This window comes from Dehalococcoidia bacterium (assembly GCA_025060295.1).
GTDB lineage: Bacteria > Chloroflexota > Dehalococcoidia > Lucifugimonadales > HRBIN23 > HRBIN23.
In genome coordinates this window covers 74,123-93,656 of sequence record JANXCH010000002.1, presented here as the reverse complement: position 1 = coordinate 93,656, position 19,534 = coordinate 74,123, and the positions used below count along the sequence as shown (strand labels likewise).

Here is a 19,534-nt window from a genome sequence, read left to right as displayed (position 1 = left end):
CCCTACTGGTGCGCTGCTCCCGATCCCCAGGGTTGTGGTTGACCATCTGCGCCGGCTATGTGGTTTGGACGGGGCCATCCTAAATCCCATCTTCCTGGCTCATCTTCCTTGTTCTTCGTTCCGATCGTGGAGACAAATGCTTGAAAAAACTGAAAGATCCCCACGACCCAACGAAGTATGTCTGCTTTCGGAGGGGGCAAACAAAAACAATTATGGTCAAAGACCTTGTGCTCCTGGACACTGTGCTCCTGACCCCTGAAAAGGTAGCGACCTTCTCCAGATAGCCCCCGAGACGGTCTACCGCTACCTTGCCCAGGGCATTCCCCCACTTTCCGGGTGGGGGGCACGGTGCGCATCCCACGGAGAACTCTCTCACCTTCCTAGCCAGCAAAGGGATGACCAGAGGCGCGGCGGAGCACCCCCTCCCCACCCCTGGCCTCATGGGTAAAAGCACCTGCGCCTCCTGTCAGCGCTGGCTCCCCCAGTCTCTTCTGACCGCCTCGTGCAGCGCGCCGGGGTGTGAATCCCGCGCCCATCCAACCATGCTGGGATTGAAAAGCCGAACACTATAGAACGATGGATTGCCCTCCTGTCAGGCGACGGGGGCAAGAGACAAGGGGAAAAGACAGTGGAGCGGGCGAGGGGATTTGAACCCCCGACTTTCTGCCTGGGAAGCAGACACTCTGCCGCTGAGTTACGCCCGCCCGCTCCATCTAGTACACTAGGAGGGCGAGGGACGCCTGTCAAGGGGGCCTGCCCCCAGAGGCACCCCACCCCTATGGCTGCGATATCTCTCCCGGCTGAGGCCCACCACCAGGTTACCCTCCTGGGACGCAAGGTGCACCTGGTCGCCCAGGGGGCGGGGCGTCCCCTCCTCGCCCTGCACGGGCTCGGGGCATCCTGGATCACGTGGCAACCCCTTTTCCCTTTGCTCACCCCTCGCTGCCGCCTCATCGCCCCCGACCTGCCTGGCCACGGCGACTCGGAGACCTTCCATCCCTATCGCCTGGATTACGCCACCCCCTGGGTGGAAGACCTTTTGAACGCTCTGGATATCCCCCGTATCGCCCTGATGGGCAACTCCTTGGGTGGCCTCATCGCCCTGCGCTTCGCCCTCGACCACCCCCAGCAGGTCTCCCATCTGATCTTGGTGGACCCCGCCGGATTGGGTCGGGAGGTGGCCTGGGCGTTACGCCTCGCAACTCTGCCCGGCATGGGCGCATTTCTGGAAAAGCCCTCCCGTCAGGGAACGGTGCGCCTTCTGCGTCGCCTCATCTTCGCCGACCCACGCCACATCACCCCCGCCCTGGTGGACGAACTCACTCGCGTCCGCGCCCGCCCCGGGGCCCGGGAGACGGTGCTGGAAGCCCTCCGCTATGGTATCAATCTTTGGGGTGTGAAACGGCACGTGCTCCTCGCCCATCGCCTGCGGGAGGTGGCCTGCCCCCTTCTGGTGGTCTGGGGCGGGAGGGATGTTATCTTCCCCGTACGCCAGGCCCTCCGCGTGCGGGAGATAGCCCCCCATGCTCAGGTAGTCATTTTCCCCCAAAGCGGGCACTGGCCCCACTACGAGGAACCCCACACCTTCGCGCGCCTCCTTCTGGACTTCCTGGGCAAGGAGTAGAGAAAGGCATGTGCTCCCAGACCAGCCCACGCCCCGTGGTTACCGCCTTCCTGGTTCACGGGGGAAAAGTGCTCCTGCTCCGCCGCAGCGCCCTGGTGCGCACCTGCCCCAGCAGGTGGGCGGGGGTGAGTGGTTCCATCCCGCCAGGGGTTGACCCCCTCGCCCAGGCCTACCAGGAGGTGCAGGAGGAGACCGGCCTCCTCCCAGAGGGGTTGACCCTATGCGCCCAGGGCACACCCCTCACAGTGCAGCATGAACAGGGAGGGGCGTGGCGGGTGCACCCCTTCGCCTTCCGCATCGCCGACCCCACACCCATCCGCCTGAACTGGGAGCATACGGAGATGCGCTGGGTGGACCCCGAGGCGATACGCACCCTGCCCACGGTGCCCGGCCTGTGGGAGGCGTGGGAACGGGTGCAAGGATGCCTTCAGGACCCCTCAAACCGTGGAGGGGAACACGCTTTCCGAACGCATCACAGGGGTGATATGATGAGCAAGGGGGAAAACCTCTCCCACACGCCACCGTAGCTCAGCGGCAGAGCAGCGGTTTCGTAAACCGCGGGTCGTCGGTTCGAATCCGACCGGTGGCTTTGTTGTCCACCAACGGAGCCCAGGGATGAGCAAACTGTTTCAGAAGATAGAGCAGGCAAGCAAGGGCACCCCCGCTCCGCTGGGGTTTGCCACTCGCCGTGAGGAGCGGATTCCCCCCATCCTGTTGATCCTTGCGGCGTCCCACCCCGAAGACATGTCCGCTGCTCGAGCCGTACACCCCGATGCCTTCCTGTTCCCCTCCCCGACACCGCAAGGGTTAGAGGCCCTTGCGGAGGCGACGCAGGGTATCCCTTGGGGGGTAGAGGTTGTGCCGTGGTCTGCCTCCCTGGCCGAGAAGGCCCTGCAGCACGGCGCCGATTTCCTGGTGGTGGACATGGGTGCCCCCCTGGAGGCCTTGAACCACGAGGACCTGGGACGGGTGGTGCACCTTCCAAAGGATGTGCCCGAGGAGGTGGCCAACGCTTTGGAACCCCTCCCTGTGGATGGGGTGATCCTGGCGGAGCCGGTGAAGCCCCCCCTTTCCCTGGCAACAGCGGTGGAGTTGGCCGTGTGGCGGGGGAAAATCCCGCGCCCGGTGCTAGTGCCGGTAGAGCATCCCCCTTCGGCATGGGAACTGGAGACGTTGCGGGATATAGGCATCAGCGGGGTGGTGGTCTCGTGCGCTCAGATGAAGCCGGCGGCCCTCCAGGATTTGCGCCAGCGCCTGCAGAGCCTTGCCCATCGCCGTCCGTCCAAGGACCGCCCCCATCCGCTCCTCCCCCAGGTAACTGTGCCCACCGCCGCCCGCTCCGAGGAAGAAGAGGAGGAAGACGAGGAGTAGGGGCGATATGACACCCCCACCGCCTGTCTACTGCCAGCAGTGTGGAGCCCCCCTGCGGGGAAAGGTCGTGGATGGGCGGGAGCGCATGGTTTGCTCCGCCTGTGGGGTCGTCTGCTGGCAAGACCCCAAACTGGTGGCGGTGGCCCTGGTCGAGTGCGACGGGGCGTTGCTGTTCGTCCGCAGGAAGACGGAGCCAGGGGCGGGGCTGTGGGCTTTGCCCGGCGGGTATGTAGACCGAGGGGAGCGGGTGGAGGAGGCGGCCCGCCGCGAGGTGCGGGAGGAGACCGGCCTGGAGATTGAGGTGGGCCCTCTGTTGGGGCTCTACTCGGAGGAGGGCAACCCCGTCGTGCTGGCCGTGTACTTGGCCCGCGTGGTGCGGGGGAGCCTGTCCCCCGGCCCCGAGGTGGAAGCGCTGGGATTCTTCCCGCCCTACGCTTTGCCGATGCTGGCCTTCCCCCGGGACGAGCGGGTGGTGCAGGACTGGGCGCGGCACACAGGTAGGGGTTGGCAAGGGTAGCAGATACGGGACGCAGGGGCGAAAAAGACCTGCGGGGCATCCCACCCCGCAGGGAGGGAGACCGTGCCCCAAGGTCCGCCGTGCGTGTCCCCGCGCTCCGCCCCTGTCGGCGTCTCGGCGCTTCCCCCGCACCCCAGGCCGACGGGCCCGGGCCTCCTGTGCGAGACCTGAGGGCCGTATCCCCCGGTGGCCTCACGGGATGCCCTCCTGGGGAAGCCCCCTCGGCAGATGGCCCGCCGCGGCGCGCTCCACCCCCAGCCATCCCGTGACGCCGAGTGTAGAATAACACCCTCCCGCCCCCTTGTCAAGGCTTCCGACGCCGGGAGCACCCCTTCCCACAGACTGCGCACCTCCAAGCGTCATAGAAGTCCGAAAACCGTCGTCACGCACCGACGAACACGGGGAACGGACAAGCCAGCCCCAAGGGCATCTGGCCGCCCACAGGGGGCCTCCGCAGCCCTGGAAGCCGACGGGGAAGCACCCCCTCCCCAGACGGACACCCCTACGCCCCTGGATTGTGAAAGAACGCACCATCCCAGATACGAAATTGCCTACGAAATCGGTATTGCCAGGGGGCCTGGCCCTTGCTATCCTGGCTGTAGCGGAGGGATCGCATAGTGGTCTAGTGCGGGCGCCTGCTAAGCGCTTGGGGGCCCAAAAGGCCCCTCACGGGTTCGAATCCCGTTCCCTCCGCCACCTCCGCTGTGGACGAGGATGGGGATGAGTACCCCCCTACAGTGGCGCACCCCTGCCTCTGGCGCAGAGGCCCCGGCCTCCCCTGGCCTGGGGCATCTGCGCACCTTCGCCATCTGGACCATCGGATGCCAGATGAACAAGGCGGATTCGGAGCGCCTGGCCAGCGCCCTGCTCCAACTGGGCTTGGAGGAGGCCCCCGACCTGCGCCAGGCCGATGTCATCGTCCTCAACTCCTGTGTGGTGCGGCAGAGCGCCGAGGACAAGGTGGTGGGCACCCTGGGCCTGGTCAAGCCCCTCAAGGAGCGCTTCCCCCACCGTATCATCGCCCTCATGGGGTGTATGGTCGGCCCGAAAACCGACGCCCTCCGCCAAAGGTTCCCCTACGTGGATGTGTTTGCACGCCCCCAAGAGTATAAGCCCATCCTAGATCTGGTGAGCCAACGCCTGGGAATCGCCTGGGAGGGATGCCTCACCTCCTTCGTTCCCCCGCGCCCGACTGTCAGCGCCTACATCCCGGTGATCCACGGGTGCGACCGCATGTGCACCTTTTGCATCATCCCCTATCGGCGGGGGCGGGAGGTGAGCCGTCCCCTGGAGGAGGTGGTGCGGGAGGTGCACCTGCTGGCCCAGCGGGGCGTGCGGGAGGTGGTGCTCCTGGGGCAAATCGTGGACCGCTACGGCCACGACCTCCCCGGCAAGCCCGACCTGGCCGACCTTCTGGAAGCGGTGCACGCCGTCCCTGGGATCGCGCGCATCCGCTTCCTCACCTCCCACCCCGCCGACATGACCGACCGCATCATTCAGGCCGTTGCCCGCTTGGAGAAGGTGTGCAAGCACATCAACATCCCCGTCCAGGCGGGCGACGATGAGGTTCTCGCCCGCATGCATCGGGGCTACACCCGAGACGACTACCTGCGCCTCATTGAGCGCATCCGCTCCGCCGTTCCCGCTGTGGCCCTCTCTACGGATGTGATCGTGGGCTTCTGCGGGGAGACGGAGGCCCAGTTCCAGCGGACTTTGGACCTGCTGGCCCAGGTGCAGTTTGATAAGGTGCACATTGCCCCCTATTCGGAGCGCCCGGGCACCATCGCCAGCCGCAAGATGGCCGACGATGTGCCCCCCGAGGAGAAGCGCCGCCGCGTCCAAGAGGTGGAGCGCCTGCAGGAGCGCATCGCCGCCTCCCTCAACGCCCGCTACTTGGGCAAGACGGTAGAGGTGCTGGTGGACGGCCAGGAGCGGGGCAAGTGGCGCGGGCGCACCGATACCGATAAACTGGTGTTCTTCGCCGACGGGCAACGGGATTACCTGGGCAAACTGGTGGATGTGCGCATTACCAAGACCAGCCCCTGGGCCTTGCAGGGAGAGCCTGTGGGCGCTGGACGGTAAAAAGGGGGGTCGGCATGGCTGTAGAAGTGCGGGTCAAGACGCCCCGGGTGCCCCTGACGGAACTGGAACAATCGGCCTTCTGCCGCACCGACGACCTGAAAACCCTCCCCCTCAAGGAGGAGTGGAAGGCGGGTGTCCGCTGGCAACGCCTCCCCCCCGAGTATATGAACCTTACTGCCGAGGAACTGGTCGCCCGCATTCGGGACAACCGCCGCAAACTGGGCAAACGGGTGGTCATCCTCGGCCACCACTATCAGCGCCCCGACATTATCCAGTTCGCCGATTTCCGCGGCGACTCCTTCAAACTCTCCCAACTGGCCGCCCAGCAGGAGGAGGCCGAGTTTATCATCTTTTGCGGCGTGCACTTCATGGCCGAAACGGCACGTATTTTGTGCCGTCCCCACCAGCGGGTCATCCTCCCCAACCTCATGGCGGGGTGCAGTATGGCCGACATGGCCCCCACCGAGGATGTCTACGACTGCTGGCAGAGCCTCCAGGAGGTGCTGGGCCCCGGCCAGGTGCTCCCTGTTACCTACATGAACTCCACCGCTGCCATCAAAGCCCTCTGCGGGGAGAACGGGGGCATCGTGTGCACCTCCTCCAACGCCCTGGCGGTGTTCACGTGGTCTTACGCCCAGGCCCCCCGCATGCTGTTCGTCCCCGACCAGCACCTGGGACGCAACATCGGCCTCAAGTTCGGCCTCTCCCTGGACGATATGGTCGTGTGGAACCCCTTCAAGCCCTTGGGAGGCCTCACACCCGATGCCCTTCGGCGCGCCAAACTCATTCTCTGGAAGGGCCACTGCTCCGTCCACACCCGCTTCACGGTGGAGCAGATCCGCCAAGCGCGAGCCAAGTATCCCAATATCAAGATCATCGTTCACCCCGAGTGCGTCATGGAAGTGGTGCAAAGCGCCGACTATGTGGGCTCCACCGAGTATATTGTCAAGACCATCTCCTCCGCCCCGCCGGGGACCGTGTGGGGCGTGGGCACCGAGATCAACTTGGTAACCCGCATCGCCCAGGAGAACCCCGATAAGATCGTCTTCTGCCTGGACCCCATCATCTGCCCCTGCTCCACCATGTACCGCATCCACCCCGCCTACCTCCTGTGGGTAACGGATGCCCTCCTGCGGGGCGAGGTGGTCAACGAAATCCTGGTTCCCCCCCACATCGCCTACTGGGCCAAGGTGGCCCTGGACAAGATGCTCCAGGTGGTCTAGAAGATATCGGCAGGGCTGTCCGCCGAGGCGTACTCGTACCCAGGAGGCCCCATGCCCCCGTCCTACGACTACATCATCATCGGGAGCGGGATTGCTGGTCTCTTTACCGCCCTCCACGCCCGGGAGCACGGGAGAGTTCTCGTCATCACCAAGGGCAACCTGGAGGACAACAACAGCCGCTGGGCGCAAGGGGGTATCGCCGCTGCCCTGGGTCCCGACGATTCGCCAGACATGCATATGCAGGACACCCTTCAGGCCGGGGCGGGCCTGTGCGACCCCGAAGCGGTGCGGGTGCTGGTCACAGAAGGCCCCCAGCGCATCGCCGACCTGATTCGCCTGGGCGTGCCCTTTGACACTTTGCACGGGGAAATTGCCCTCGCCCGCGAGGGTGCCCACAGCAGACCCCGCGTTCTCCACGCCGGGGGCGACGCCACAGGAGCCTACATAGAGATGACCCTGGTGGGGGCCATCCGGGGACACACCGTCCATATCGTGGAGCAGAGCATGGTAACCCGCATCCTGGTGGACGAGGCCAGCGGGGTAGCCATCGGGGTAGAGGCGATGGACTCCCGCACGGGTGTGCGCCAGGAGTATCGGGGCCGACACATCGTCCTGGCCACTGGGGGAGCGGGGCGCCTCTTCCGCTACACCACCAACCCCGATGTGGCCACCGGGGATGGCGTGGCCCTGGCCTTCCGCGCCGGTGCCCAGGTGATGGATATGGAGTTCTTTCAATTCCATCCCACCGCCCTGCGTCTGCCCGGGGCACCCCCCTTCCTCATCTCCGAGGCGGTGCGGGGCGAGGGGGGACGCCTCTGCACCCCCGACGGCACCCCCTTCATGCACGCCTACCACCCCCAGGGCGATCTGGCCCCCCGCGATGTGGTCGCCCGTGCCATCCTCACCGAGATGCAGAAGGCCGGCACCTCCTACGTGCTCCTGGACATCACCCACCTGCCCCCCCAACGCATCACCTCCCGCTTCCCCACCATCTACCGCACATGCCTGCAGTACGGCCTGGACATCACCCGTCAGCCCATCCCCGTGGCCCCCGCCGCCCACTACATGATGGGCGGGGTGAAGACCGACCTGTGGGGCCAGACCACCATCCCCAACCTGTATGCCTGTGGGGAGTGCGCCTGTGTGGGCGTGCACGGGGCCAACCGCCTGGCCAGCAACTCCTTGCTGGAGACAGTGGTGTTCTCCCACCGCGTAGTCCGCCGCACCCTGGGCGAGGGGGCCGACGCCCCTCCGCACCACCGCCCCGAGGTGGTCTACCGCCTGGAGCGCCGGGATGTCCCCTGTGCCGACATCCCCCCCTTGACCCTGCGCCACCTGCAGGATCTGATGTGGGAGATGGTGGGCCTGGTGCGCAACGGCGAAGGCCTCCTGCGGGCGTGCCGTGTCCTGGCCGCCTGGGAGCGCACCCTTCCCCCACCCACCGAACGCCACAGCCAGGAACTGGCTCACATGGTGGTCGTGGGACGGCTGATGGCCGAGGCGGCTGTGCGCCGCACCGAGTCCCGTGGCGCCCACTTCCGCACCGATTACCCCCACACCGACCCCGCCTGGCAGAAGCACATCGTTCTGGTGCAGTGAGGAGGTGGACCGTGTGGCTCCTGGGCCTTCCCGAAGTCCAAGACCTGGTGCGGCGCGCCGTCCAGGAGGACCTCTGCCTGGGCGACCCCACCACCGACTGCCTCATCCCCCCCGACTTGCGGGGCACAGGGATCGTCTTCGCCAAAAAAGAGGGCGTCCTGTGCGGTGTAGACATCGCGTTAGCCGTGTTCCGCCAGATTGACCCCGAGGTGGAGGGCACCATCCTCGCCTGGGATGGAGAGCGCCTGCGGCCGGGCCAGCGCATTCTGGAAGTGCGGGGGCGGGTGGCCTCCCTCCTGAAAGGGGAACGCACAGCCCTGAACTTCCTCCAGCACCTCAGCGGCATCGCCACCACCACCGCCCAGTTCGCCGAGGCCCTCCGCGGCACCAAGGCCTGTATTGTGGATACCCGCAAAACCGTCCCCGGCCTGCGCCTGCTGGAGAAATACGCCGTGCGCATCGGCGGCGGGCGCAACCACCGCATGAACCTGGGGGATGGGATACTCATCAAGGACAACCATCTGGCCGTCCTGCGCACCCAGGGCTTGTCCCTGCGGGACGCCGTCCAGCGCGCACGCCGCTATGCCCCCCACACCCTCCGCGTGGAGGTGGAGGTTACCTCCCTTGCAGAGGTGCACGAGGCTCTGGAAGCGGGAGCCGACCTCATTCTGTTGGACAACATGACGTTGGAGGATATGCGCAAGGCAGTAGCCCTGGCCAAGGGGCGGGCCGTCCTGGAGGCCTCGGGGGGCATTACCCTGGAAACGGTGCGGGCCGTGGCCGAGACGGGGGTAGACCTCATCTCCTCCGGCTCCTTGACCCACTCGGCCAAAGCCCTAGATATCAGCATGGATATACAGGTCACGGGTGGGCGTGGGTAAAGTGCGCTACGGATACGGAGCATCCGCAACAGCGCACGGCGACGTCTCACGCCCATTGACAGGGCGAGCATACGGAGTATCATAGCCTCAGGCCTAGGCCTGCCAACACATCTCCCAAAGGCGGGGTGGGGTATGCCGACTTTTTATCGCTATGCACGATGGGATGGCACCCAGCAGGTGTTCGCCCCGGATTTGGAGCAGGTTCTGGACAAGTTGGCTAAGGATTACCTGGATCACGGCGACCTGTCCCGCGCCCTAACCGACCTGCTTCGGCTCGGCATCGGCGACCCTCAAGGACAGCGTCTTGAGGGGCTACGCGACCTGTTGGAGCGCCTCCGCCGTCTGCGCCAGGAGCGCCTCCAGCGTTACAACCTGGACAGCATCCTGGAGGATCTGCGCACGCGTCTGGACCACATCCTGCAGACCGAGCGCCACGCCATTGACCAGAGGGTGGACGAGGTTACCCGCAAGGCCGACCAGCAGAAGGACGACCCCCTGGCCCAACGCATGCGGGATATGGTGCTGGCCCGCGCCCAAAAGAGCAGGGAATTCCTGGACAATCTCCCTAAGAGCCTGGCGGGGGCCATCCAGCAACTCTCCTCCTACGAGTTCTTCTCCCCCGAAGCCCAGCGGGAGTTCCAGGAGCTGCTGGAGATGCTGCGCGGGCGGGTTCTGGACAACTTCGTCCAGGGCCTGCGTCAAGCCCTGCAGGGCATGACCCCCGAGCAGTGGCGACAAATCCGCGAGATGCTCCAGGCCCTCAACCAGATGCTCCGCCAGCGGGCACAGGGCCAGGAGCCCGACTTTCAGGGGTTTATGCGCCGCTTCGGCCACTTCTTCGGCCCCAATCCCCCCCGCTCCCTGGACGAACTGCTGGAGCGCCTGGCTCGCCAGATGGCTATGGCCCGATCCCTTTTGGAGAGCCTTTCCCCTGCCCAGCGCCAGGAACTGGACGACCTTTTGCGCTCCGTCCTGGACGAGGCCACCATGCGCGACCTGGCCGAGTTGGCGGCTTACCTGAACGCCCTGTTCCCCGTGGACGAATGGGGGCACCGTTTCTCCTTCTCAGGCGACGAGAGCCTGGATTTGGACCAGGCCATGGAGATGATGCGCACCCTCCACGCAATGGACGAACTGGAGGAGCACATCCAGCAGGCCATGCGCACGGGCGACCTGGACAGGATAGACCTGGACCAGGTGGAGGAGGTGCTGGGCCCCCATGCCCGCCGCATCGTGGAGGAGATGCACCGCATCCTCCGGCAACTGGCGGAGGAAGGCTACCTGCAGCACAGGGGCAAGCGGCTGGAACTGACCCCCAAGGGCATGCGCCGCATCGGGCAGAAGGCCCTGAAAGAGGTGTTCCTGCACCTGAAGAAGGACCGCCCCGGCGGGCATCACGTGGTGTGCAAAGGCACCGGCCCCGACCTGAGCGGGAGCACCCGCCCCTACCAGTTCGGCGACGGCCTGGATATTGACCTGGGCAAGTCCATCCTCAATGCCCTGCGGCGCACTGGCCCCACCCTTCCCGTCCGCTTCCGCGTGGAGGACTTCGAGGTCAACGAACGGGAGCACCTCACCCAGGCCGCCACCTGCCTCCTCCTCGACCAGAGCCGGAGCATGGGCCTGTTCGGCTCCTTCCAGGCTGCCAAAAAGGTCGCCCTAGCCCTCTCCACCCTCATTCGCACCCAGTACCCCCGAGACGTCCTGTACATCATCGGCTTCTCCGACTATGCCATGCAGATCAAACCCGAAGACCTACCCCAGATAACCTGGAACGCCTGGGTGTCGGGCACCAACTTGCACCATGCGCTCATGCTCTCCCGCAAGCTGTTCACCCGCCACAAGAGCGCCACCCGTCAAATTGTGGTCATCACCGACGGGGAACCCACAGCCCACATAGAAGAGGGGCAGGCCTGGTTCAGTTATCCCCCCTCGTGGCGCACCATTCAGGAGACCCTCAAGGAGGTGCGCCGCTGCACCCAGGAGGGCATCATCATCAACACCTTCATGCTGGAGAGCAACTACCACCTGGTGCACTTCGTGGAGCGGATGACCCGCATCAACCGGGGGCGGGCCTTTTACACCACGCCGGATCGCTTGGGCCAGTATGTGCTTGTGGACTATGTGGTCAATCGGCGCAAACGGGTGGTGCGCTAAAAGGGGGCAGGGTGCACGCCGGAAAGCGGTGGCATCGGCCGTATGGCTGGTGGGGGGGCCACGCCTGGCTGGCCCAACCCCTCTCCATCGTGGAACTGGTGCAGGCTGGCACCTTAGATACCCCTTTGGCCGCCCTCCTGTGGCTGGCGGTGGAGCGCAAGGCCTCCCTCATCTTCGCCTCCGAGCCCCCAATGGCCGGCAAGACCACCCTCCTCACCGCCCTGATTGCCCTCCTCCCCCCTCACTACGAAGTGGTCTACACCTGGGGCTGGCGGGAGGACTTCGCCTGGCTTCAGGAGACCGACCCCGCCCGCACCTACATTATGGTGAATGAGATTAGCGACCATCTTCCCTCCTACCTGTGGGGGCCGGCGGTGCGGCGCGTCTTTGAGGCCCTGAGCAAGGGCTACTCCCTGGGTGCCACCATGCACGCCACCACCCCCCAGGAGGTCTTTGAACAACTGATGGGTTTGCCCAACAGCGTCAGTTGCGAGTTGGCCTCTTCCTTGCACCTGTTGGGCTTTGTGGATGTGGTCTACGAGCCGAGAGGCATCGTCCGTCGGTTGTCCCAAGTGTATGCTGTGCTCCCCCCGACCCCATCCAGTCGGTACCCCCCCACGGCGCGACTAGCCTGGTGGGATGGACGGGCATCCACCTTCCGCCACGCTGTGGACGGCCCCCCGGGGCGAGTCTGGGCCCAGCGGCTAGGGCTCACCCATCCCGCCTTGTGCGCCGAGGTTACCCAACGCGCCGCCTTTCTGGAGAGTTTGGTGCAAGCCCGTATCGTGGACATGGACGCCGTGCGCCAGCGCACTCTGTCCTACGCCACCACCCCGCATCCGTAGGACGAAGGGGGGTGCGCTCCTCCCCGTGCGGAGAAGCGCACCCCTCTCTGCCCCTTAGGGCTGGGGGCCGGTGCGGATGGGGGCCCCCACCACGCTCCCCCACTCCGTCCACGAGCCGTCGTAGTTGCGCACTTTGGGGTAGCCCAGCAACTCCTGGAGCACGAACCAGGTGTGGGCGCTCCGCTCGCCGATGCGGCAATAGGTTACCACCTCTTTGTCGGGGAGGATGCCCCGCCCCGCATACAGCGCCCGCAGCTCCTCGGCCGATTTGAAGGTCCCGTCCTCCCGCACCGCCAGACTCCAGGGGATGTTGATCGCCCCAGGGATGTGGCCTCCCCGCTGGGAGCCCTCTTGGGGCAGGTTCTCGGGCGCCAGCAACTCCCCCGAGTACTCCCGTGGCGAGCGCACATCCACCAGCGCCACCTGCGCTTTATTGACCACCGACAGGTACACATAGTCCCGGAAGGCCCGCACGGTGAAGTCGGGGGCCTGGGCGGTATAGGTGGTGGGCGGATACGAGGGGACCTCCCGCGTCAGGGGGCGCTTCTCGGCCACCCACTTGGCCCGTCCGCCGTTCAGCAGGCGCAGCAGTTCCCGGGGATGCCCGTAATAACGGGCCAGCCAGTAGGCGTAGGCAGCAAACCAGTTGTTGTTATCCCCGTAGAAGACCACCAGGGTGTCGTTGGCGATGCCGGAGGCGCGGCAGAGGGCCTCAAACCCCTCCTTGGAGACCACATCCCGCTGGGGCGAGGCTTGCAATTGGGTCTTCCAGTTCCAGCCCACCGCCCCGGGAATGTGCCCCTGCTCGTAGGCGGAGGTGTCCACATCCACCTCCACGATGCGCACCTTCGGGTCGTTGAGATGCTCGGCGACCCACGAGGTCTCCACCAAGACAGGATGGGCATAGCCGGCAGTGGTACTCATGTTTCCCTCCCTTGTGTGTAGCCTAGATGAACAGTGTAATGTGCGCCTTGGAGGCGAACTCCAGGAAGGATGCCGCCCCCTGGATGTCCACCCCGTCTATCAGGTCGCTCTCCTTTACCCCCATCACGCCCATAGTGGTAGAGCAGGCGATGAGCTTGACGCCCATGCCCTTGGCCGTCTGCAGCAAGGTCTGCACCGAGGGCATGTTCTGCCGACGCATCATCCACTGCATCACCCAGGTGGCCACTTGGGTCATGCCGGGAATGGCCCCGACGATGTTGGGCACAGGGATGGGGGCAGCAGGATTACCCAGAGGGGCCACCCGCAGGGAGCGGGATTTGCGCTTGTGCAGGATGTTCAATCCATAAAAGGTAAAAAAGACCGCACTCTCCATCCCCATAGAGGCGGCCGTGGTGGCCAGGATGAGGGCAGGATAGGCCATATCCAGAGTGCCCTTTGAGGCCACGATGGCCACCCGCTTGGTCTCCTGCTCGTGGGCCTGGCGGTGGAGCGCAGCGAACTGCTCCAGGAGTTCCTGTAGGGGTCTTGTCTGCACGGCTGTGGCCATAGGCACCTCCTATCCCTTCTGCACCCAGAAGACGAACCGCTTGCCTTGCACCTCCTGCTTGAGGAGGGTATGCCCCGACGCCCGTGCCCAACTGGGAATGTCGGCTTTGGCGCCGGGGTCGGTGGCGATGATTTTCAGCACCTGGCCCTTGCCGAGTTTATCCATGGCCTGTTTGGCGGCGATCACCGGCAGAGGACACAAGGTGCCGGAGGTGTCCACGGTCTGATGCTCGTTGACCTGCGTTGTCATCCACGCCTCCTTTGCGTGATGTGAGTTGCATTAAGAAACAGCAAGCCCCCGAAGGGTGCTTCGGGGGCCCAAAGGCGCTACGCCCAAGCGCCCGCCTTATGGCCCCCTGGCAACGCCACAACACCTACAACAGAGGCCCATGTTCCCTCCTTTCCTGATGTGTTCTGTGCACGGGGAGGAAAGCATTCCCCTCACCTGTATCCCCCACACGGGTGGAGGAGGGGTGTCTGCGGGCCCCCTCAAGGGGCGCACGCTCCTACCAGGAGTGCCCATCGGAGGGGTTACCACCATACCTTCCCCCGCACCTCGGGTTCCAGGGCGGAATACTCCCGCGTCCACAGGCTGGTGCTCAGATACTTCCAGCCCCCGTCGGCGCACAAGCAGACGATGTTTCCCCCCTGCATACGGGTCGCCAGGCGTTTGGCCACCGCCACCACCGCACCCGAGGAGACGCCGGCGAAGATGCCTTCCTTGTCCATCAGTTCCTTGGTGGTGGCGAAGGCCTCCTGGCTCTTCACCATAATGCGCCCGTCCAGCAGGGAGAGGTCCAAAATGGGCGGCACGAAGCCGTCCTCCAGGCGGCGCAGGCCCTCAATGGTCTCCTCCGGGTCGGGGGCAGCGGCCACCACCTTCACCGACGGGTTATGCTCCTTCAGGCGTCGTCCCACGCCCATGAGGGTGCCCCCTGTGCCCAGCCCCGCCACGAACACATCCACCTCCGGCAAGGCGGACAGGATCTCAGCGCCGGTGGTCTCATAGTGGGCGCGGGGATTAGCCTCGTTGCCATACTGGTAGGGCATAAAGTACTTCTCCGGCTCCCGCTCCACCATCTCCCGCGCCACCAAGATGGAGTAGTTGGTGCCCCGGCTCCCGTGGGTAAACACGATGTCGGCCCCATAGGCCCGGAGGAGTTGCACCCGCTCCGGGCTGACGGACTCGGGCATCACCGCCACCATACGATAGCCCTTCACTTTGCACACCATGGCCAGGGCAATGCCCGTGTTGCCGCTGGTGGGCTCCAAAACGATTTTGTCAGGCGTCAAGAGGCCCTGGGCCTCGGCCTGCTCAATCATATACTTGGCGATGCGGTCCTTGACGCTTCCCGAAGGGTTCTGCCCCTCCAGTTTGGCGAAGATGCGCACCCGGGGGTTGGGGCTGATGCGCCGCAGGAGCACCATCGGCGTATTGCCGATAGCGTCCAAGATGTCCCGCTTCAGCAGACCACTGCGGAAGCCGGCCAGGTCGGGAGTGAAGCGTGCCGCTGCAGTCATCGTTCTATCCCGTCGTCCCTTCTCTGGTGGGCGGGCGCAGTCCGCAAAACTCCTCGTAGTCAATCAACTGGGTAACGGTGGGGTTGTCCCCGCACAAGGGGCAGGTGGGGTCCCGCCGTAGGCGGATGATGCGGAACTCCATAGCCAAGGCGTCAATCAGGAGCAGGCGGGAGACCAGGGGCTGGCCAATGCCCAGAATCAGTTTGAGGGTTTCGGCGGCCTGGATGCTCCCCACGATGCCCGTCATGGCTCCCAACACCCCCGCCTCGGCGCAGTTGGGCACAGCCCCCGGCGGGGGCGGATTGCGGAACAGGCAGCGGTAGCACCCCTTCCCCGGCACGAACACCGTGGCGGTGCCATCAAAGAGCAGGATGCTCCCGTCCACCAAGGGCTTCCTCAGAAAGTAGCAGGCGTCGTTGAGCAGGTAACGGGTGGGGAAGTTGTCGGCCCCGTTGACCACGATGTCATAGCGCCCGATGATGTCCAAAGCGTTCTCCGACGTGAGGCGGGTCTCATGAAGTTCCACCTGCACATCGGGGTTGTAGGCGCGGATGCTCTCGGCTGCCGAGAGGACTTTGGGGCGCCCCACATCATCGGTATGGTGGAGGATTTGGCGCTGGAGATTGGACAGATCCACCACATCGAAGTCCACGATGCCCAGGGTGCCCACACCCGCCAGGGCGAGGTAGACGGCAGCGGGGGAGCCGAGTCCGCCTGCCCCCACGATGAGGACCCGGGCCTGGCGGATTTTGCGCTGGCCGGCGCTCCCCACCTGGGGCATGATGATATGCCGGCTATAGCGCTTCACCTGCTCGGGGGTCAGGATCATAGGCTGGGTGGTCTGCGTTGTCATCTCCCCTCACCTCGTTGACAAGGAAAAAGCCCCGTCCCCAGCGCGGGCTGGCGCGGGAAGCGGGGCACCGGCTTGTGCCGAGAGGTTAGATTTGATACAGACCCCGGGTGGACAGCTGCCTCTGGCGGTTGGCCAGGTCGGCGATAGAGGTGGAACTCAGCACGCTCTGGACCGCTTCCTCTACCGAGCGCCAGATTTGCCGCTGGGCGCAGGCGCTGGAGAGGATACACTCCGAGGGCTCGTCCAAACAGTCCAGCGGGGCCGCCGTGCCTTCTAGAGTGCGCATCACCATCTCCAATGTGATTTCGTGGGGTGGGCGGGCCAGCATATGCCCCCCCTGGGGGCCGCGCCGGCTCCGCACAAACCCCGACTTGTTCAAGATGCTCAGCAGCTGGTCCAGGTAGGGCTCCGGGATATTCTGGTGGGCGGCCACATCGGCCGTGGGCACGGGCCCTTCGCCGTAGCGCTGGGCCAACTCCACCAACGCCCGCACCCCGTAGTCCACCTTCATAGAGACCCGCATACGCCCTCCCCCCGTCCAGAAGCATTCACACTCCTACAAAGGAATAATGCGTCAACAAATCAACATTGTCAAGGGGGGCCCTCACCCCATCCCGGGGAAGCCCGAGGGACACCTCAGGCTGGCCCCTACTCCACCGTAACAGACTTGGCCAGGTTACGGGGCTGGTCCACATCACATCCCCGCCGCACGGCGATGTAATAAGCCAGCAGTTGCAGGGGCACCACGGCCACAAAGGGCGTCAGCAGTTCGGGCACTGGTGGAATGGGCAGGAAGTGCTCCACCTTCTGGGCCAGGGCCGTATCGCCCTGGGTGCCGATGGCGATGACGGGGCTTCCCCGCGCCCGCACCTCCGCAATGTTGGACAGCATCTTGGGGTATAGGCGCCCCTGGGGGGCCAGGGCCACCACCGGCACCTCGGGATCCAATAGGGCGATGGGGCCGTGCTTCATCTCCCCGGCGGCGTAGCCCTCGGCGTGAATGTAACTCAACTCCTTCAGTTTGAGAGCCCCCTCCAACGCAATGGGATACAACACCCCCCGCCCCAGATACAGGAAGGAGTGGTATTTAAAGTAACGCTCGGCCAAGGCTTGGCACACGGCCTGGGTGTTCTCCACCAACTCCCCCACAAGGGCCGGCAAGCGTATGAGGTGCCCAATGGCCTCGCTCCGGGAGGCAGCTGAGAGGGTGCCCCGCACCTTGCCCAGGTGCAGCGCCAGCAAATAGAGGGTCAGGAGCGAGTTGAGAAAGGTCTTAGTGGAGGCCACACCCACCTCCAGCCCCGCCTTGAGGTAGAGCACCCCATCAGCTTGGCGGGTGGCCTCGGAGCCTTCCACATTGCACAGGGCCAGCACCGAAGCCCCCCTTTGGCGGGCCTCGGCCATGCAACTGAGGGTATCGGCCGTCTCCCCCGATTGGGTCACGGCCACCAGCAGGGTTCGGCGGTCCAGAACGGGGTTACGGTAGCGGAACTCCGAGGCGTTGTCGGCCTCGGCGGGGATACCCGCCAGGTTCTCCACAAAGACCCGCCCCACCTGGCAGGCGTGGAAACTGGTACCCATCCCCACCAACACCACCCGCGACACATGGGGCAGTACGGCCTCCAAAGGATGCATCTCCCTTTCCAGCGCCACATCCGCACGGGCGTGGAGGTGCAGGCGTCCCCGCAAGGCACTGGTCATGGCCTCCGACTGTTCGCAAATTTCCTTTAAAGTGAAATGGCGGTAGAAACCTTTGCCCGAGGTGGCGACCGTATACGGGACCAGCACCGGCTCCTTCTGCAAGGGACGCCCGTCCAGGGTACAGTAGGAAGCCCCGCTGGGCGTGACGATGGCCATCTCTCCATGCGCCAGGTGCACCACGCGCCGCGTATAGGGGAGAAGGGCCTGTAAATCGCTGGCCAGGAACATCTCCCCTTGCCCATAGCCGACTATGATGCCCCCCGCATAGCCCAGGCGCACCGCTGCCACATGCCCCGCTTGGTGTGCCCAGAGCACGGCGATGGCATTGGCCCCCCGCAGGCGCTGGGCGGTCCAGCGGAGGGCATCCTCCAAGGTTTTCCCGTCCCGAATGGCCTGCTCCAGCAGGTGGGCGATCACCTCGGTATCCGTCTCCGAGACGAAGCGGTGCCCCGCGTCCTCCAACTGGCGGGCCAGTTCGCCCGCGTTCTCCACGATGCCGTTGTGCACCACACTGATGGTGCCCGTGCAGTCCAGATGGGGGTGGGCGTTCACCTCGGTAGGGGCACCGTGGGTAGCCCAACGGGTGTGGCCCAAACCCCAGGTGCCCACGGGCATCCCTCCCTCGTGCAAAGCCGCAACGAGGTTGACCAGTTTCCCCGGTGTCTTCCGCACGGTCAGGGCACCCGTGGGCGACACCACCACCAGGCCGGCGCTATCGTAGCCCCGGTATTCTAGTCGGCCCAAACCCTCCAGAAGAATGGGTGCGGCCGCGCGCGCGCCCGTGTAGCCGACGATGCCACACACACGCCACCCCCTAGTGTGGTGCAGTAGACCTTTTAGGATACCATACAGAGGCCGACTTGGCGTGTATGTCCCCCACGTGCGCGCACCCCCCGCGGGGCGCTCTACCCCCTTCTCCGCCCCAACCCACAGGGCACCCCACGCACGCCCCCCACTGAGCACACGGTATATACTGAAGCCAATGACTCTCTCCATAGGAGAGAAGCGCCGTGGACATTCTCTGGATGGGCCATTCCTGCTTCCTGATCCGATCGGGCGAGGTCACCCTGGTTACCGATCCCTTTGCCCCCTCCTTGGGGTGGAGCCTGTCCCCCCTGGAGGTGCGCATCGTAACCTCTAGCCACGATCATCCCCATCATCGCTGGCTGGAGGCATGCCAAGGAAACTATAAGGCCCTGCTGGGGCCGGGGGAATACGAAGTGGCGGGGGTATATATCCGTGGCTACCGCACACCCCTGTCCAAAAAGGCGGGCCCCTCCGGCCGCAACACCGTGTTCGTCATCGAAATGGAAGGATTGGCTATCGCCCACCTGGGCGACCTGGCATCCGTGCCGGCCAGCCATCTCGTGGAGGAGATAGGAGGTGTCCACATCCTGCTGGTGCCGGTGGGTGGCATGTGCACCCTTTCCCCCCGGGAGGCGGTGGAGACAGCCCGCCTACTGGGGGCGCGGGCGATCATCCCCATGCATTACGCCTTGCCGGGAGTGGCGGTCTCCCTGCACCCCTTGGAGCCTTTCCTGAAAGAGGCGGGGGTCGGCACCCCGACACCCCAGCCGCGCCTGGCGGTCAGCCGTTCCTCCCTACCCTCCGAGCCTCAAGTGGTGGTCCTGACAGCGCGCAGCGCGCCGGGCACATAGCGCGCCCGCCA

Annotated in this window: 18 protein-coding genes and 3 tRNA genes; 13 read left to right on the top strand and 8 right to left on the bottom strand. The window is 65.2% G+C overall.

Going from position 1 to position 19,534, the window contains the following annotated elements:
* Positions 1-629: 629 nt before the first annotated feature.
* Positions 630-704 (bottom strand) — tRNA-Gly (locus tag NZ951_01765).
* 74 nt (positions 705-778) lie between these two features.
* On the opposite strand from NZ951_01765, the gene NZ951_01760 reads away from it, so the two are divergent.
* The 12 genes from NZ951_01760 to NZ951_01705 all read left to right on the top strand — a co-directional run bounded on the left by NZ951_01760 (position 779) and on the right by NZ951_01705 (position 12,299).
* The gene (locus NZ951_01760; GenBank protein MCS7206650.1) at positions 779-1,624 is read left to right on the top strand and encodes an alpha/beta fold hydrolase; all 846 of its coding nucleotides are present in this window, start codon (positions 779-781) and stop codon (positions 1,622-1,624) included.
* Between the two features lie 8 nt (positions 1,625-1,632).
* Positions 1,633-2,151: an NUDIX pyrophosphatase gene (locus NZ951_01755; GenBank protein ID MCS7206649.1), complete on the top strand. Its 519-nt coding sequence runs from the start codon at positions 1,633-1,635 to the stop codon at positions 2,149-2,151.
* Positions 2,142-2,213: transfer RNA gene (locus NZ951_01750), tRNA-Thr, on the top strand. The genes NZ951_01755 and NZ951_01750 overlap by 10 nt, the downstream gene beginning before the upstream one ends.
* Positions 2,214-2,239: 26 nt before the next feature.
* Positions 2,240-2,995 carry a hypothetical protein gene (locus NZ951_01745; GenBank protein ID MCS7206648.1) on the top strand — a complete coding sequence of 252 codons (756 nt, stop codon included), beginning with the start codon at positions 2,240-2,242 and terminating at the stop codon, positions 2,993-2,995.
* A gap of 7 nt (positions 2,996-3,002) precedes the next feature.
* The gene (locus NZ951_01740; protein MCS7206647.1) at positions 3,003-3,512 is read left to right on the top strand and encodes an NUDIX hydrolase; all 510 of its coding nucleotides are present in this window, start codon (positions 3,003-3,005) and stop codon (positions 3,510-3,512) included.
* Positions 3,513-4,115: 603 nt separating this feature from the next.
* Positions 4,116-4,208: transfer RNA gene (locus NZ951_01735), tRNA-Ser, on the top strand.
* Between the two features lie 24 nt (positions 4,209-4,232).
* Positions 4,233-5,594 (top strand): tRNA (N6-isopentenyl adenosine(37)-C2)-methylthiotransferase MiaB, encoded by a 1,362-nt coding sequence (gene miaB, locus NZ951_01730; GenBank protein ID MCS7206646.1) that lies wholly within the window; start codon positions 4,233-4,235, stop codon positions 5,592-5,594.
* Between the two features lie 14 nt (positions 5,595-5,608).
* The gene (nadA, locus tag NZ951_01725) at positions 5,609-6,817 is read left to right on the top strand and encodes a quinolinate synthase NadA (GenBank protein ID MCS7206645.1); all 1,209 of its coding nucleotides are present in this window, start codon (positions 5,609-5,611) and stop codon (positions 6,815-6,817) included.
* A 51-nt stretch (positions 6,818-6,868) separates the two neighbouring features.
* On the top strand, positions 6,869-8,416 hold the full coding sequence (nadB, locus tag NZ951_01720) for an L-aspartate oxidase (protein ID MCS7206644.1): 1,548 nt from the start codon (positions 6,869-6,871) through the stop codon (positions 8,414-8,416).
* Between the two features lie 11 nt (positions 8,417-8,427).
* The gene (nadC, locus tag NZ951_01715) at positions 8,428-9,297 is read left to right on the top strand and encodes a carboxylating nicotinate-nucleotide diphosphorylase (protein MCS7206643.1); all 870 of its coding nucleotides are present in this window, start codon (positions 8,428-8,430) and stop codon (positions 9,295-9,297) included.
* Positions 9,298-9,429: 132 nt separating this feature from the next.
* Positions 9,430-11,454: a VWA domain-containing protein gene (locus tag NZ951_01710; protein ID MCS7206642.1), complete on the top strand. Its 2,025-nt coding sequence runs from the start codon at positions 9,430-9,432 to the stop codon at positions 11,452-11,454.
* Between the two features lie 11 nt (positions 11,455-11,465).
* Positions 11,466-12,299, top strand: coding sequence for a hypothetical protein (locus NZ951_01705; protein MCS7206641.1), 834 nt, complete (start codon positions 11,466-11,468; stop codon positions 12,297-12,299).
* 54 nt (positions 12,300-12,353) lie between these two features.
* On the opposite strand, the gene NZ951_01700 is transcribed toward NZ951_01705, so the two are convergent.
* The 7 genes from NZ951_01700 to glmS form a co-directional block, all read right to left on the bottom strand.
* A complete protein-coding gene (locus tag NZ951_01700) occupies positions 12,354-13,223 on the bottom strand; it encodes a sulfurtransferase (protein MCS7206640.1) in 870 nt (289 codons plus the stop codon).
* Between the two features lie 22 nt (positions 13,224-13,245).
* Positions 13,246-13,791 (bottom strand): DsrE/DsrF/DrsH-like family protein, encoded by a 546-nt coding sequence (locus NZ951_01695; GenBank protein ID MCS7206639.1) that lies wholly within the window; start codon positions 13,789-13,791, stop codon positions 13,246-13,248.
* Between the two features lie 9 nt (positions 13,792-13,800).
* Entirely contained in the window at positions 13,801-14,040 is a 240-nt protein-coding gene (locus tag NZ951_01690) for a sulfurtransferase TusA family protein (GenBank protein ID MCS7206638.1), read from the bottom strand.
* 281 nt (positions 14,041-14,321) lie between these two features.
* Positions 14,322-15,311, bottom strand: coding sequence for a cysteine synthase family protein (locus tag NZ951_01685; GenBank protein MCS7206637.1), 990 nt, complete (start codon positions 15,309-15,311; stop codon positions 14,322-14,324).
* A 4-nt stretch (positions 15,312-15,315) separates the two neighbouring features.
* Positions 15,316-16,164, bottom strand: a complete 849-nt coding sequence (moeB, locus tag NZ951_01680; GenBank protein MCS7206636.1) for a molybdopterin-synthase adenylyltransferase MoeB — start codon at positions 16,162-16,164, stop codon at positions 15,316-15,318.
* An 85-nt stretch (positions 16,165-16,249) separates the two neighbouring features.
* On the bottom strand, positions 16,250-16,687 hold the full coding sequence (locus NZ951_01675) for an Rrf2 family transcriptional regulator (GenBank protein MCS7206635.1): 438 nt from the start codon (positions 16,685-16,687) through the stop codon (positions 16,250-16,252).
* A gap of 125 nt (positions 16,688-16,812) precedes the next feature.
* Positions 16,813-18,669, bottom strand: coding sequence for a glutamine--fructose-6-phosphate transaminase (isomerizing) (gene glmS, locus NZ951_01670; protein ID MCS7206634.1), 1,857 nt, complete (start codon positions 18,667-18,669; stop codon positions 16,813-16,815).
* Positions 18,670-18,875: 206 nt separating this feature from the next.
* Between glmS and NZ951_01665 the strand changes: the two genes are divergently transcribed.
* Entirely contained in the window at positions 18,876-19,523 is a 648-nt protein-coding gene (locus tag NZ951_01665; protein ID MCS7206633.1) for an MBL fold metallo-hydrolase, read from the top strand.
* Positions 19,524-19,534 lie beyond the last annotated feature (11 nt).